The organism is Castellaniella sp., assembly GCF_047971665.1.
GTDB lineage: Bacteria > Pseudomonadota > Gammaproteobacteria > Burkholderiales > Burkholderiaceae_B > Castellaniella.
Map to the genome: position 1 here is coordinate 42941 of NZ_JBKEAA010000004.1, position 13191 is coordinate 56131.

Annotated in this window: 16 protein-coding genes; 6 read left to right on the forward strand and 10 right to left on the reverse strand. The window is 66.6% G+C overall.

Features of this window, described 5'->3' with window-relative positions:
* Positions 1-39 precede the first annotated feature (39 nt).
* The gene (locus ACK5JE_RS00955) at positions 40-744 is read left to right on the forward strand and encodes a helix-turn-helix domain-containing protein (protein WP_416799842.1); all 705 of its coding nucleotides are present in this window, start codon (positions 40-42) and stop codon (positions 742-744) included.
* A 22-nt stretch (positions 745-766) separates the two neighbouring features.
* Here the strand turns inward: ACK5JE_RS00955 and ACK5JE_RS00960 are convergent, their stop codons facing one another.
* Positions 767-2017, reverse strand: a complete 1251-nt coding sequence (locus ACK5JE_RS00960; RefSeq protein ID WP_416799843.1) for a D-amino acid dehydrogenase — start codon at positions 2015-2017, stop codon at positions 767-769.
* 239 nt (positions 2018-2256) lie between these two features.
* On the opposite strand from ACK5JE_RS00960, the gene ACK5JE_RS00965 reads away from it, so the two are divergent.
* Complete coding sequence (locus tag ACK5JE_RS00965) at positions 2257-2745, forward strand: winged helix-turn-helix transcriptional regulator (RefSeq protein WP_416799844.1); 489 nt, start codon at positions 2257-2259, stop codon at positions 2743-2745.
* A gap of 32 nt (positions 2746-2777) precedes the next feature.
* Here ACK5JE_RS00965 and proB read toward each other — a convergent pair whose 3' ends face one another.
* The 9 genes from proB to thiD all read right to left on the reverse strand — a co-directional run bounded on the left by proB (position 2778) and on the right by thiD (position 10979).
* The gene (proB, locus tag ACK5JE_RS00970; RefSeq protein ID WP_416799845.1) at positions 2778-3926 is read right to left on the reverse strand and encodes a glutamate 5-kinase; all 1149 of its coding nucleotides are present in this window, start codon (positions 3924-3926) and stop codon (positions 2778-2780) included.
* Positions 3927-3962: 36 nt separating this feature from the next.
* Positions 3963-5024, reverse strand: coding sequence for a GTPase ObgE (gene obgE, locus ACK5JE_RS00975; protein WP_416799846.1), 1062 nt, complete (start codon positions 5022-5024; stop codon positions 3963-3965).
* 143 nt (positions 5025-5167) lie between these two features.
* Positions 5168-5428: a 50S ribosomal protein L27 gene (gene rpmA / locus ACK5JE_RS00980; protein ID WP_416799847.1), complete on the reverse strand. Its 261-nt coding sequence runs from the start codon at positions 5426-5428 to the stop codon at positions 5168-5170.
* 27 nt (positions 5429-5455) lie between these two features.
* On the reverse strand, positions 5456-5767 hold the full coding sequence (gene rplU, locus ACK5JE_RS00985) for a 50S ribosomal protein L21 (RefSeq protein WP_416799848.1): 312 nt from the start codon (positions 5765-5767) through the stop codon (positions 5456-5458).
* A gap of 234 nt (positions 5768-6001) precedes the next feature.
* Positions 6002-7228, reverse strand: coding sequence for a bifunctional glutamate N-acetyltransferase/amino-acid acetyltransferase ArgJ (gene argJ / locus ACK5JE_RS00990; protein WP_416799849.1), 1227 nt, complete (start codon positions 7226-7228; stop codon positions 6002-6004).
* A 113-nt stretch (positions 7229-7341) separates the two neighbouring features.
* Positions 7342-7872, reverse strand: coding sequence for a MarR family winged helix-turn-helix transcriptional regulator (locus tag ACK5JE_RS00995; protein WP_416799850.1), 531 nt, complete (start codon positions 7870-7872; stop codon positions 7342-7344).
* A gap of 189 nt (positions 7873-8061) precedes the next feature.
* Complete coding sequence (gene hemL, locus ACK5JE_RS01000) at positions 8062-9339, reverse strand: glutamate-1-semialdehyde 2,1-aminomutase (RefSeq protein WP_416799851.1); 1278 nt, start codon at positions 9337-9339, stop codon at positions 8062-8064.
* Between the two features lie 123 nt (positions 9340-9462).
* Positions 9463-10173, reverse strand: a complete 711-nt coding sequence (thiE, locus tag ACK5JE_RS01005) for a thiamine phosphate synthase (protein WP_416799852.1) — start codon at positions 10171-10173, stop codon at positions 9463-9465.
* Complete coding sequence (gene thiD / locus ACK5JE_RS01010) at positions 10170-10979, reverse strand: bifunctional hydroxymethylpyrimidine kinase/phosphomethylpyrimidine kinase (RefSeq protein WP_416799853.1); 810 nt, start codon at positions 10977-10979, stop codon at positions 10170-10172. The genes thiE and thiD overlap by 4 nt, the downstream gene beginning before the upstream one ends.
* Before the next feature lie 109 nt (positions 10980-11088).
* Here thiD and ACK5JE_RS01015 point away from each other — a divergent pair, with 109 nt between their 5' ends.
* The 4 genes from ACK5JE_RS01015 to ACK5JE_RS01030 all read left to right on the forward strand — a co-directional run bounded on the left by ACK5JE_RS01015 (position 11089) and on the right by ACK5JE_RS01030 (position 13174).
* The gene (locus ACK5JE_RS01015; RefSeq protein ID WP_043685094.1) at positions 11089-11253 is read left to right on the forward strand and encodes a rubredoxin; all 165 of its coding nucleotides are present in this window, start codon (positions 11089-11091) and stop codon (positions 11251-11253) included.
* A gap of 80 nt (positions 11254-11333) precedes the next feature.
* Positions 11334-11930, forward strand: coding sequence for a YqgE/AlgH family protein (locus ACK5JE_RS01020; protein ID WP_416799854.1), 597 nt, complete (start codon positions 11334-11336; stop codon positions 11928-11930).
* Positions 11923-12321 carry a Holliday junction resolvase RuvX gene (ruvX, locus tag ACK5JE_RS01025; RefSeq protein WP_416799855.1) on the forward strand — a complete coding sequence of 133 codons (399 nt, stop codon included), beginning with the start codon at positions 11923-11925 and terminating at the stop codon, positions 12319-12321. Before ACK5JE_RS01020 ends, ruvX begins: the two co-directional genes overlap by 8 nt.
* Positions 12322-12394: 73 nt before the next feature.
* Complete coding sequence (locus ACK5JE_RS01030) at positions 12395-13174, forward strand: lysophospholipid acyltransferase family protein (protein ID WP_416799879.1); 780 nt, start codon at positions 12395-12397, stop codon at positions 13172-13174.
* The last annotated feature ends 17 nt before the right edge of the window (positions 13175-13191 follow it).

Genomic DNA, 13191 nt, shown 5'->3' on the forward strand with positions numbered 1-13191 from the left:
AATATTTCACAAATCTCACCAGCCTCTGGGACGGAACGCATGCGAGACCGACGGGTGTTGGCATTGGCGCCGGATGACAATGCGGATGTGCGGTATCTGCGGGCCGAAGGCTGCCGGATACAGCGCTATCGCTCCATTGCCGACGTCGACCGGAAAACGCTTCAGGCGGGGATGCAGGACAGCGATGCGGTCTTGTTGATGGCCGATGCGGCCGCCAACTGCCGGGTGGCCAGTCTGGCGCGCGACATGGAGCGGCCCCCGGATCTGGTGGCCGTGATGAGGCCTGCGCATCGAGGCGAACTGACGGCGCTGTTGCGGGTCGGCGTGGATTGCGTGATGAGACAGGGCGATCCGCCCTCGTTGCTGGCCGCAGTGCTGCGTGCGCTGCATCTGCGCCGCCTCGATCGATCCGGCGCCGGGGCGCCGGCGGCCAGTCACTGCATCGGTTCCTGGTCCCTGGAAAACCAGGGCTGGTGCCTGCGACATGGCGATGGCGCCTTGCTGCGCCTGTCCGTCTCCGAGCGTGCGATCCTGGTCTGTCTGTTCGAGGCGCCAGGACATGTCGCCAGTCATGCCATGCTGGACCAGGCGCTGCGCCTGGGCTGGCAGCATGCCGGCGGACCCCGGCCTCACCGTCCCAGGCCGCGCGGGATCATCAGCCGGCTGCGCTTGCGGGGACAGCAGGCGGGCATGGACCCGCCCGTCCAGTCGCTGCGCGGCTACGGTTACGTCTGGGAAATCTGACGCCAGGCGATCCGGCCCGGATTCAGCGGTAGCGCTGGACGCCCAGATCGTCGTGGCGGATGTCGGGCTGCTTGCCGGACACGATGTCGGCGATCAGCCGGCCGCTGCCGCAGGACATGGTCCAGCCCAGGGTGCCGTGACCGGTATTCAGGAACAGATTGCCCAGCCGGGTCGGCCCGACGATGGGGGTGCTGTCCGGGGTCTTGGGCCGCAGGCCGGTCCAGAAATGCACATCGCCCGGCGCGTAGCTGCCGGGGAACAGATCGTTGAGCACCATTTCCAGCGTCCGCTGGCGGCGGGTGTCCAGTGCCGTGTCGTAGCCCACGACCTCGGCTATGCCGCCGACGCGGATGCGTTCGTCGAACCGGGTCAGGGCGATCTTGTAGGTTTCGTCGAGCAGCGTGGAGACCGGCGCCCGTTGCGGGTCGGCGATATCCACGGTGATGGAATAGCCTTTCATCGGGTAGACCGGGATGTCGACCAGGCCGCGCAGCAGCAGGGGCGAATAGGAACCCAGGGCGACCACGTAGGCGTCAGCCTGTTCCACGCCGGTGGCGCACTGCACCCCCGTGACGCGATCGCCCGCCGTCAGCAGGGACTGGATGGTGGCCCCGTAGCGGAACTGCACGCCTTCGGCCCCGGCCAGGCGGGTCAGGGCATGGGTGAACAGGCGGCAGTCGCCGGTCTCGTCGTCGGGGGTGCGCAGGCCGCCCACCAGCTTGTGGCGTACCTGGGCCAGCGCGGGTTCGTACTGGGCCAGCCGGTCGCCATCGACCAGTTCATGGACAATGCCGGCCTCGGTCAGGGCCTGGACGTCGCGCTGGGCGCTGTCCATCTGTTTTTGAGTGCGGAAGAGCTGCAGGGTGCCCTGGCGCCGGCCCTCGTACTGGATGCCGGTATCGGCTTGCAGCGCATGCAGGCACTGGCGGCTGTAGGCCGACAGGCGCAGCATGCGATCCTTGTTGGCGGCGTAGCGGGCCGGGGTGCAGTTGCGCCACATGTCCAGCATCCAGCGCAGCTGGAACAGGCTGCCGTCGGGACGGATGCTCAGCGGGGCGTGCGGGGTGAACAGCCATTTGAGCGCCTTGAGCGGAATGCCGGGCGCGGCCCAGGGCGAGGAATACCCAAAGGACAGCTGGCCGGCATTGCCGAAGCTGGTTTCCTCTGCCGTCCCGCTTTCGCGGTCGAGCACGGTGACTTCGTGTCCTTGCCGGGCCAGATAATAGGCGCTCGTGACCCCCACGACACCGGCACCCAGAACGAGAACCTTCATGATGTACCTTTTGTGATCCTGTGAATTATTTTTTATTGATGATAGGCAATATTCCCAGATAAATTTTTATGAAAAAATTCAGTTTTCATGAAAATATATAGGTATGAGTGAAAGCCGATGGGGTGAGCAGGACTCAATCCTGGTGCACCGCAAGGTTTCCGATCCTTGGGGCCGGGACCGGGGCCGCGCGTGGGCGCGGCGGCATCCCGGCACCGGTTCCCCCGTTCAGGAGAATCATCATGCGCGTACAGAAGGAATCTGTCCATGCCCTGGACAAGATCGATCGTCGCATTCTGGATCTGTTGCAGCAGAATGGCCGTCTGTCGATGACGGAGCTGGCCGATGCGGTGGGGCTGACGGTGACGCCGTGCATCGAACGCGTGCGCCGCCTGGAGCGGGATGGCGTGATCACCGGCTACCATGCCCGGGTATCGCCGGCCGCGCTGGATGCCGGCTTGCTGGTGTTCGTCGAGATCAGCATGTCGAGCAAGTCCAGCCGGGCGTTCGAGGATTTCCGACGCGAGGTGCTGTGCGTGCCCCAGGTGCTCGAATGCCACTTGGTCTCAGGGGACTTCGACTACATGGTCAAGGCGCGGATCAAGGAAATCAGCCAGTACCGCAATCTGCTGGGCGAGATCCTGTTGCGCCTGCCGGGTGTGACGCAGACCAAGAGCTGTGTGGTGATGGAAGAGGTCAAGGAGACCTTGTTCATCCCGGCGCAGCGTTAGCGCCGCGCGGGTACGCGTCGGCCGTCCCCGGCTCAGGCGCCGGGGCGGGCGACGATCATGTTGTCGCGATGGATCAGTTCGGGATCGGACAGATGCCCCAGGATCTCCGCGATGCGGGCGCTGGGCTGGCGCAGAATGCGCACGGTGTCGGCGGACGAGTAGTTGATCAGGCCGCGGCCGCATTCCACGCCATGTTCATCCACGCAGGCCACGACGTCGCCGCGTTCGAAATCGCCCTCGACGGCGATCACGCCGATGGGCAGCAGACTGCGATGGCCCTGGGTCAGCGCCCGCACGGCGCCGGCGTCCAGGGTGACGCGCCCGCGCAGACGCAGGTGATTGGCCAGCCAGCGTTGCCGGGCCGAGCGCACCGGCAGCACGGCGCGCAGTTCGGTGCCGATGGGCTCGCCCGAAGCCAGACGTTGCAGCACGGCTGGTTCGCGGCCCGACGCAATGATGGTGTGGCCGCCGCTGTTGGCGGCGCGGCGCGCGGCCAGGACCTTGGTCAGCATGCCCCCCGTGCCGATCGCGCTGCCGGAACCGCCCGCCATGGCCTCCAGCGCGGGGTCGCCCGCCTGGCCCTGGTGGATGAAGCGCGCGTCCGGATGCTTGCGTGGGTCGGCGCTGTACAGGCCGGACTGATCGGTCAGGATGATCAGCACGTTGGCCTCGATCAGGTTGGTCACCAGGGCGCCCAGAGTGTCGTTGTCCCCGAGGCGGATTTCGTCGGTGACGACCGTGTCGTTCTCGTTGACGATGGGCAGCACGCCCAGCGCCAGCAGCGTGTTCAGGGTGCTGCGCGCATTCAGGTAGCGGCGCCGGTCGGCCAGATCCTCGTGCGTCAGCAGAATCTGGGCGGTGCGCACGCCGTGGCGGGCGAAAGCGGCCTCGTAGGCCTGGATCAGGCCCATCTGGCCGACGGCGGCGGCCGCCTGCAGTTCGGACATGGCCTTGGGCCGCCGGGGCCAGCCCAGCCGCGCCATGCCTTCGGCGATCGCGCCGCTGGACACCAGCACCAGTTGCCGCCCCGAGGCGTACAGGCCGGCGATCTGCCCGGTCCATTGCGCCACGGCCTCCTGGTCGATGCCCCGGCCTTCGTTGGTGACCAGGGATGAGCCGAATTTGAGGACGAGACGTTTTGCATCCCGGGCGACGGACGGGGAAAGTTCCGGACGAGTCATGATGGCGGTTGGCGGCCTGAGCGGATGCGGGAAAGTTCAGGAAGTGAAGCGGGGATCGTCGTCATAGGCATGGGCGCTGCGCTGTTGCTCATCCAGCCAGGATTGCAGCGCCCCGGTCAGGGCCTGGGTGCCGTCGCCCGTCAGGGCGGAGATGCTGAACACCGGCCCCGTCCAGCCGAGTTCGCGGCAGATGCGATCCTGCACGGCGGCGGGATCCTCGACCATGTCCAGCTTGTTCAGCACCAGCCAGCGCGGCTTGGCGGCGAGTTCCTGGCTGTAGTGTTCGAGTTCGCGCGTGATGGCCCGGGCGTCCAGCACGGCCTGGGCGCAGGCGTCGATGTCGGGATCGGGTGAATGCACGTCCAGCAGGTGCAGCAGCACACGGGTGCGGCTCAGATGACGCAGGAACAGGTGGCCCAGGCCGGCGCCTTCCGAGGCGCCTTCGATCAGGCCGGGAATGTCCGCGATGACGAAGCTGTGCGAGGGGGATGTGCGCACCACGCCCAGGTTGGGGTGCAGAGTGGTGAAGGGATAGTCCGCAATCTTGGGGCGGGCATTGGACACGCGGGTGATCAGGGTGGACTTGCCCGCGTTCGGCAGGCCCAGCAGCCCCACGTCGGCCAGCACCTTGAGTTCCAGGCGCAGGCGGCGCTGCTCGCCTTCCCGTCCGGGGGTGAACTGGCGTGGTGCGCGGTTGGTGCTGGACTTGAAGTGCAGGTTGCCCAGGCCGCCCGTGCCGCCCGCCGCCAGCGTGACCTGTGCGCCATGGCGGTCCAGGTCGAAGAGCTGCTCGCCCGTGTCGGCGTCGTGGACCACGGTGCCGACAGGCATGCGCAGCACGATGTCCGGCGCGCCCGCACCGTACTGGTCGGAGCCCCGGCCGTTCTCGCCGTTCTTGGCGCGGTGCAGACGGGCGTAGCGGTAGTCGATCAGCGTATTGATGTTGCGGTCGGCCACGGCGAGGATGGAACCGCCCCGGCCGCCGTCGCCGCCATCGGGCCCGCCCATGGGAATGAATTTTTCCCGGCGGAAGCTGGCAACGCCGTTGCCGCCTTTGCCGGCAATGACCTCGATGGTGGCTTCGTCAACGAATTTCATGGTGAATACATTCTAATGAAAAAAAAGACCCTGCTGAAAAGCAGGGCCTCTTTTTGCCGTGAGTCGCCCCAGGGCAAAAACAGCCCCGGTGAGGGGCCGCCAGCCGAAGGCGCGGCGTGGGGCTGTTGCGGATTGCGCGGTGGTCAGTTCGCGGTGTCGACCGAGACGGTGCGCTTGTTGCGCGCGCCCTTGATGGAGAACTGCACGACGCCGTCCACGAGGGAATACAGCGTGTGGTCCTTGCCGATGCCGACATTGACGCCGGGATGGAACTGGGTGCCGCGCTGGCGGACGATGATGCCGCCGGCCAGGATCTGTTGACCGCCGTAGACCTTCACGCCCAGTCGTTTCGATTCGGAATCGCGGCCGTTGCGAGTCGAGCCGCCGCCCTTTTTGTGTGCCATGATGAGCTCCTAAATACGATGACCGGATCAGGCCGCAACGGTGTCGATGCGGATTTCGGTGTAGTTCTGACGATGGCCCTGGCGCTTTTGGTAGTGCTTGCGACGACGCATCTTGAAGATCTTGACCTTGTCGTGACGGCCTTGTGCAAGAACGGTGGCTTTGACCGCGGCGCCTTCGACGAAGGGCGCGCCGATTTTCAGCGTATCGCCTTCGCCGACGGACAACACCTGGTCGAGCGAGATTTCTTGCCCAATGTCAGCCGGTATCTGTTCGATTTTCAGTTTCTGGCCGGCGCAAACGCGATATTGCTTGCCGCCGGTTTTTATGACCGCGTACATGGGGATTTCCTGTGAGAATGCCCGGTGTGGGCTGTAGGGGCTTGAAGGGCGTCGCTGCGACAGGGTTGCTGCGCAATGACACCAGGGCCCCGCGGGCCTGGCCGGGTATGCCAAAAACGGCCTGATCCAGTGCGGACCAAGCCAAGCCCTGTATTTTACGCAGAAATCCTTATGTAAATCAAGTGCTTTGTGCGCGAGGCCCGCGCGCGCGGTTTTGGGCCGGCCGTGCCGGGGCTACGATCGGTAGTCCGCATTGATGCTGACGTACTCGTGCGAGAAATCGCAGGTGTACACCGTGTCGGCCGCTTCGCCGCGCCCCAGGGCGACACGCACCAGGATCTCGGGTTCCGCCATCACGCGCTGACCGTCTTCCTCGCGGTAGTCGGGGTCGCGGCCGCCTTGAGACGCCACGCGCACCTCGCCCAGCCAGAGCGTCAGCCTGGCAACGTCCAGGTCGTCGATGCCGGCATAGCCGATGGCCGCCAGGATGCGGCCCAGGTTGGGGTCGGAGGCGTAAAAGGCGGTCTTGACCAGGGGCGAGTGCGCGATCGCGTAGGCCACCTTGAGGGCTTCGTCGGTGGAGGCGGCCTGCTCGATGCGGATGGTCATGAATTTTGTCGCGCCTTCGGCATCGCGCACGATTTTCTGGGCCAGGTCGCGCGCAGCCTCGGTCAGGGCCTTGGCCAGGACGGCAAAGCGTGGATCCTGTTCGGATTCGATGTGCGCGCCGCTGGCGCCGGTGGCGATAATGATGAAGGAATCGTTGGTGGAGGTGTCGCCGTCGACCGTGATGCGGTTGAAGGACTGGTCGGCGATGCGCTGGGCCAGGCTGCGCAGCAGGGCGGGCGGCAGCCCCACGTCGGTGCCCAGGAACCCCAGCATGGTCGCCATGTTGGGCCGGATCATGCCGGCGCCCTTGCTGATGCCGGTGATGGTGACCGGAGTATGGCCCAGATCGATCCGCGAGGAGTGGATCTTGGGCTGGGTGTCGGTGGTCATGATGCTGTGAGCGGCCTGGAACCAGTGGTCCGGACGGGCGTCGTCCAAGGCGGCCGGCAGGCCGGCGATCAGGCGGTCCACAGGCAGCGGCTCGAGGATGACCCCGGTGGAAAAGGGCAGGATCTGTTCCGCCGCGACCCCCAGCCGGCCCGCCAGTGCGCGACAGGTTTCCAGCGCGGCCCGCATGCCGGGTTCCCCGGTGCCGGCGTTGGCATTGCCGGTGTTGATGACCAGGGCGCGGATGCCGGCGCCGGCGGCCAGGTGCGCCTCGCAGACCTGGACCGGCGCGGCGCGAAAGCGGTTGCGGGTGAAGACGCCCGCCACCGAGGTGCCTTCATCCAGCAGCAGGACGGTCAGGTCGCGGCGTCCGGCCTTGCGGATCCCCGCCTCGGCCGTGCCGATGCGGATGCCGGAAATCGGGTGGATGGCGTCTTGCGCCGGAATGATCAGGTTGATGGCCATGGCGAGGAGATCGAGAGGGTGGCGGAAAAGAGGTGCCCGGGATGTCCCAGGGCAAAAAAACAGCCCCCATTCTATGCCGAATGGGGGCGTCGGGGGATGCGGTGGCCTGGTGATCAGGTCGTCGGCAGGCGGGCGTAGGTGGATTGCTTGAGATCGCCCAGCAGGTCGAACAGTGTCGTGCGCGCGGATGGCGTCAGGCCGCTGAGCAGGGACTCGATCCAGGTGGCGTGCGCCCGTTGCATGCGGCGGTGATAGCGGCGGCCTTTCAGGGTCAGGCGGATCAGCGAGCTGCGGCGGTCGGCGTCGTCTTTCATGCGTTCGACCAGACCGTCTTTTTCGAGCTGGTCGGTGATGCCGGTGATGTTGCCGTTGGTGACCATCATCAGGCGGGACAGCTCACTCATTTTGAGGCCCTTGGAGGCGTGCGTGAGCTGGGACATCAGATCGAAGCGCGGCAGCGTGGTCTGGAACTCGGTGCGCAGCCGGCTGCGTAATTCGTTTTCGATCAATGTGCAGCAGCTGAGCATACGCAGCCACAGGCGCAGATCCTGCGGCTCCTGGCCGGTGGCTTGGGATTCGAGGTCCGGCACCGGCGGGGTGACGGACGGATGTTGGGTGGCAGCGTATTGAGTGTAGTCGCACATGGCGCGTCTCCAGCCCCTGACCGGGCGTGTTCTAAGCCAGTCCAGTGTAGGGGGTTCTTTGGTCGCATGTCCTTGTCATATATCAAGAAACTTGAGGTTCGGATTATTGAGACGGACAAGGATACGGACTGGCCCCGGGGCCGGCGCTGTAGAGATACGATGAGATCCGACCGATCTCATCGTATGACCTCACAACCGGGCGAAGACGCGGTCCGCCGCATCCAGCGTGGTCTGGATGACGGCATCGTCGTGGGTGGACGAGACAAAGCCGGCCTCGAAGGCCGACGGGGCGAAATGCACGCCTTCGGCCAGCATGCCGTGGAAGAACCGCTTGAAGGCGTCGGCATCGCTGGCGGAGACCTCGGCCAGTGTGGTCGGCACCGTCTCGCGGAAATACAGCCCGAACAGGCCGCCCTGCCAGTCGCCGCTTAGGGTGACGCCGTGGCGCCGCGCGTGTTCGACCAGCCCCTGGATCAGGACGCCGGTCTGCCGGTGCAGGGTGTCATAGAAGTCCGGCTCGGCCAGGCGGCGCAGCGTGACACGCCCGGCGGCGACCGCGACCGGATTGCCCGACAGGGTGCCCGCCTGGTAGACCGAGCCCAGCGGCGCGATCCCGGCCATGATGTCGGCACGGCCGCCGAACGCGCCCACCGGCATGCCGCCGCCGATGATCTTGGCCAGTGTGGTCATGTCGGGCGTGACGCCGCACAGGCCCTGCATTCCTTGCGGGCCCACCCGAAATCCGGTCATGACTTCGTCGAAGATCAGGACGGCGCCGTAACGGGTGCACAGGGCGCGCAGGCCCTCGAGGAAACCGGGCGCGGGGCGCACCAGATTCATGTTGCCGGCGATCGGTTCGACGATGATGCAGGCGATGTCCTCGGGAAACTGGGCGAAGGCGGCTTCGACGGCGGTCAGGTCGTTGTAGTCGAGCACCAGGGTGTGCTGGACGAATTCCGCAGGCACGCCGGCCGAGGTCGGGTTGCCGAAGGTCAGCATGCCCGAGCCGGCCTTGACCAGCAGGCTGTCCGCGTGGCCGTGGTAGCAGCCTTCGAATTTGATGATCCTGGATCGGCCCGTGCGGCCGCGCGCGAGCCGGATGGCCGACATGGTGGCCTCGGTGCCCGAGCTGACCAGGCGCACCTGTTCGATCGAGGGAATGCGCTCGATGATGGCTTCGGCCAGTTCGATTTCGGCCTCGGTCGGCGCGCCGAAGGACAGACCGTCCACGGCGGCGGCCTGCACGGCCGCGACGACTTCGGGATCGGCATGGCCCAGGATGGCGGGACCCCAGGAACCGATGTAGTCGATGTAGCGGGTGCCCTCCGCGTCCCACAGGTAAGGACCCTGGGCGCGCTGGATGAAGGGCGGGGTGCCTCCCACGGAACGGAAGGCGCGGACGGGGGAGTTGACGCCGCCCGGGATGGCGCGGCAGGCGCGTTCGAAGAGTTCAGTATTGCGGGACATGACGGAGTTCTGCTGGCGATGAGGTTCAGGAAGTCCGGCGCGATGCGTATGCGGCGGCATGATGTTGGAAAAGGCGTGGGAGCGGCGAGGGGTTCATGGGACAGCGGTTCGCGAAACGGTGGTTCATGCGGTGCCGGTGCCGGTGCCAGGAGCGGTGTCGGGATCGGTGTCGAACAGGCGGGCGCAGCGCTGGGCGGCGGCGCGGATGTCGGGGGCCTCGAACAGGGCGCTGATGACCGCGATGCTGTCGGCGCCGGCCTGAATTACCGGCGCGGCATTGTCGGGCCGGATCCCTCCGATGGCGACCACGGCGGCGCGCGGCTGCGCCGTGGCGGGTTCGCCGGGGGGATGCCGGTCCTCGACCAGGCGGCGGCCGGCGCGGACATGGTCCAGGGTGGCGCGCACGGCATCGGGTTTGACGCCGGACGGATACAGGGCGCCGAAGGCGATGTAGTCGGCATCGTCCCGCAGCCGGCGGGCGGCCAGCTCGGGCTGATCGTAGCAGGAGCAGCCGATGAGCTTGTCCGAGCCCAGGGCGAGGCGGGCTTGCGCGACCAGGCCGTCGTCGCGGCCCAGATGGGCGCCGTCGGCGTCCAGGTCGGCGGCCAGGCGCCAGTCATCGTTGATGATCAGGATCAGGCCCAGGCGCAGGCACAGGTCGCGCACGGCGCGGGCCTGGACGCGCAGGTCGGCCGGCGCGCCGAGCTTGCGGCGCCATTGCAGGGCGGTCATGCCGCCGACATGGGCCTGCTCGATGGCGGCCAGCAGGCGGTCGGTATCGGCCCAGTCGGGTGTGACGCCATACAGGCCGCGAGGAAAACGCAGTGTGCTCATGGTGCGGCTTGCAGGAGGATACGTTGCCCCATGCCGGGGTGGAAGTGCCGTTCCAGGATGGCGCCGGCGCTTGCGACTGCCTGGGAGATGGCTTCGTCGGGGGGCAGACCGCAGGCCAGCAGGCAGCACAGCACCGTGGCCAGCAAGCTTTCGGCGTCGCCCGTGCGGATGCGGGGCGCCGTCCAGGGCCAGCGCCTGCTGGGCTGATCCTGGGCATGCAGGGTCAGGCCGTTCAGTCCGGGGCCGAGCGCCGCGTTGCAGCACAGGACGAGGGGCGCGCCGAATTCGTGCAGTGCGCCGATCGGGTCGTCGGCCCGGGCCGACGACAGCAGGCCCTGGCTGGCCCATTGTTCCGGCAGCCGGGCATCCACGACGATGACATGCGCCTGGGGCACCAGCAGTTCGAGCAGCGCGCCGACGGTTTCCTCGGGATCCAGGTCTTCCAGGTCGGGAATCGACGGCGGCGCGCACAGTTGCAGCACCAGCGGCAGCGCGCTGTAGTCGGCGGCGATCTGCGCCAGTGTCGAGATGGTCTCGGGATCGTATTGAGGGCCGATTTTCAGGGCGCCAAAGGCCATGTCCTCGAGCAGGCAGCGCGCCTGGTCGTCGACCAGGTCAGGGGCCAGGCGCAGGATGGTTTCCGCGCCGGCCGTGTCCTGGACGTGGATCGCGGTGGCCACCGAGCCTGCGTGCGCGCCCAGACCGGCGCAAATGACCGCGTCGGCAGGCAGGTGACTGGCCCCGCTGGGGTCGAACGGACCGAAAATCAGGGGCAGGGGGATGGAAGGTGAGTCGGGTGGTGGCATGAGGGCAAAAAGGACAGCCGGTCGCCGTGACCGGCGGTTTGTGTACTATGCATTCATTCTAATCGCTTGCAAGCGGCAGAACATTTTCAGAGGATAGGAATTCATCGCCATGCGAACCTGGATGTGCCTGATCTGCGGCTGGATCTATGACGAGGCGGCCGGCTTTCCGGAAGACGGGATCGCGCCCGGCACGCGCTGGGAGGACGTCCCGCCCAACTGGGTCTGTCCCGAATGCGGCGCCCGGAAGGAAGACTTCGAATTGATTGAAATATGAATCACGCCGCCCGTGCGTGTTCCGCCGCGTTTCTGATACTCTAGTGACAAGGGCCATTGGCCGGACTACAGGGGATCGCCATGACGACCGTACCGCATCCTTCCGACACCGGTTCACGCATCGATCTGTCCCGGCAGTTTCTGCTGGCCATGCCGGGCATGGTGTCGGGCGAGCTGGCCAATACCGTGATCTATGTCTGCGAGCATACGGAACACGGCGCGCTCGGCCTGGTCATCAACCGGCCCACCGATCTCACCATCGGCGATCTGTTGCAGCGCATCGACCTGCCGTTGTCCCTGGAGATCGGACCGGTACAGGAATCGCCGGTCTTCTTCGGTGGACCGGTCCAGACCGATCGCGGCTTTGTGCTGCATGTGCCCAGCGGCGAATACAGTTCCAGCATCGAGCTGGGCGATGACGTGGCGCTGACCACCTCCCGCGACGTGCTGCAGGATGTCGCCGCCGGACACGGCCCGACCCGGCTCCTGGTGACATTGGGTTATGCGGGCTGGGGCGCCGGTCAGCTCGAAGACGAACTGGCCCGCAATGCCTGGCTGAATGTGCTGTCCTCCGAGGACATTCTGTTCGACACCCCGGCAGAGGACAGGTACGACGCGGCGCTGGCCCAGCTGGGCATCCGCGCCTCGATGCTGGCCAGTGATGCGGGTCATGCCTGACGCCGAACAGACGTTGCTGGCCTTTGATTACGGCCTCAAGAAAATCGGTGTGGCCCTGGGCAATACCCTGACGAATCAGGCGCGTCCCCTGTGCGTCCTGACTCCCTCCACGCGCGAACAGCGTTTTGCCCAGGTGAGGGCCTTGTTGGCCGAATGGCAACCCGACCTGGTGGTGGTGGGCCTGCCCCTGACGCTGGATGGCGAGGAGCAGCCCGCTTCGCGGCAGAGCCGCCGGTTTGCTCATCAGATCGAAGGCCGGTTCCGGGTGCGTGTCGTGCTGGTCGATGAGCGCGGCTCCAGCCTGGAAGCCCAGCAGATCCTGGGCACGCATGCGCCCGATGATGCCGTGGCGGCTGCCGTGATCCTGCAGCGCTACCTGGAGAGGCACTGAAGGCGCCGCCCGACGGCCGCATGCCGTGAATCGCGCGGTTTTGCGCATCCTCCGTCGGCCCGGGGCGGGTATGATGGGCGCCATTGCCCACTCCGGAGAGGGAAAGCCCTTGGCGCCGTTTCTGTTCCTGTTGCGTTTTGTCTGTGTGTCGGTCTGGATCCTGCTGGGTCTGCTGACCGAACTGGCAGTATTCCCGGCGCTGGGACGCGCCCGCCGTCGGAGGGTCGTGGGGGCATGGTCGCGCGGATTGATGCGGCTGTGCGGCGTGCGCCTGCGCTGCCTGGGCGAACCCGTCATGTCCGGCGCCGTGCTGTGGGTGGCCAATCATGTGTCCTGGGTCGATATCTTCGTGCTCAACAGTGTGCGCACCACCTCTTTCGTGGCCAAGAGCGACATCCGGCGCTGGCCGGTGATCGGCCTGCTGGTGGCCTGGGCGGGGACGCTGTTCATCGACCGGCACCACCGGCACGCCGTGCGCGATGCCGGTCGGCAGATGCTTGCCTGCTTCGACGAGGGCGATGCCGTGGGCCTGTTTCCCGAGGGCACGACCACCGATGGCGCGGACGTGCTGCCTTTTCATGCAGGGCTGTTCGATGCCGCCGTAAAATCCGGTGTGCCGACGCAGCCGGTGGCGCTGCGTTTTCTGAAGCGTGGACGGCGGGCGCCGGAACTGGCCTTCGTCGGCGAACAGACACTGGTGGCGAATCTGTGGTTCCTGCTCAGTGCCCGGGACGTGTCGGTCGAATGCCGTTTCCTGACGCCGATTCCGTCCGCCGAGGGTCAGACGCGCGCGGATGTGGCGCGTCGCGCTCAGGCCGCCATTGGCGAGGCCGTGCGCGGCGGCCCGGCATGACCCGACTGCGGTCGGGG

Coding starts and splice junctions, on each gene's coding strand:
- ACK5JE_RS00955 (WP_416799842.1), top strand. CDS start 40: ATGCGAGACCGACGGGTGTTGGCATTGGCGCCGGATGACAATGCGGAT.
- ACK5JE_RS00960 (WP_416799843.1), bottom strand. CDS start 2,017: ATGAAGGTTCTCGTTCTGGGTGCCGGTGTCGTGGGGGTCACGAGCGCC.
- ACK5JE_RS00965 (WP_416799844.1), top strand. CDS start 2,257: ATGCGCGTACAGAAGGAATCTGTCCATGCCCTGGACAAGATCGATCGT.
- proB (WP_416799845.1), bottom strand. CDS start 3,926: ATGACTCGTCCGGAACTTTCCCCGTCCGTCGCCCGGGATGCAAAACGT.
- obgE (WP_416799846.1), bottom strand. CDS start 5,024: ATGAAATTCGTTGACGAAGCCACCATCGAGGTCATTGCCGGCAAAGGC.
- rpmA (WP_416799847.1), bottom strand. CDS start 5,428: ATGGCACACAAAAAGGGCGGCGGCTCGACTCGCAACGGCCGCGATTCC.
- rplU (WP_416799848.1), bottom strand. CDS start 5,767: ATGTACGCGGTCATAAAAACCGGCGGCAAGCAATATCGCGTTTGCGCC.
- argJ (WP_416799849.1), bottom strand. CDS start 7,228: ATGGCCATCAACCTGATCATTCCGGCGCAAGACGCCATCCACCCGATT.
- ACK5JE_RS00995 (WP_416799850.1), bottom strand. CDS start 7,872: ATGTGCGACTACACTCAATACGCTGCCACCCAACATCCGTCCGTCACC.
- hemL (WP_416799851.1), bottom strand. CDS start 9,339: ATGTCCCGCAATACTGAACTCTTCGAACGCGCCTGCCGCGCCATCCCG.
- thiE (WP_416799852.1), bottom strand. CDS start 10,173: ATGAGCACACTGCGTTTTCCTCGCGGCCTGTATGGCGTCACACCCGAC.
- thiD (WP_416799853.1), bottom strand. CDS start 10,979: ATGCCACCACCCGACTCACCTTCCATCCCCCTGCCCCTGATTTTCGGT.
- ACK5JE_RS01015 (WP_043685094.1), top strand. CDS start 11,089: ATGCGAACCTGGATGTGCCTGATCTGCGGCTGGATCTATGACGAGGCG.
- ACK5JE_RS01020 (WP_416799854.1), top strand. CDS start 11,334: ATGACGACCGTACCGCATCCTTCCGACACCGGTTCACGCATCGATCTG.
- ruvX (WP_416799855.1), top strand. CDS start 11,923: ATGCCTGACGCCGAACAGACGTTGCTGGCCTTTGATTACGGCCTCAAG.
- ACK5JE_RS01030 (WP_416799879.1), top strand. CDS start 12,395: ATGGGCGCCATTGCCCACTCCGGAGAGGGAAAGCCCTTGGCGCCGTTT.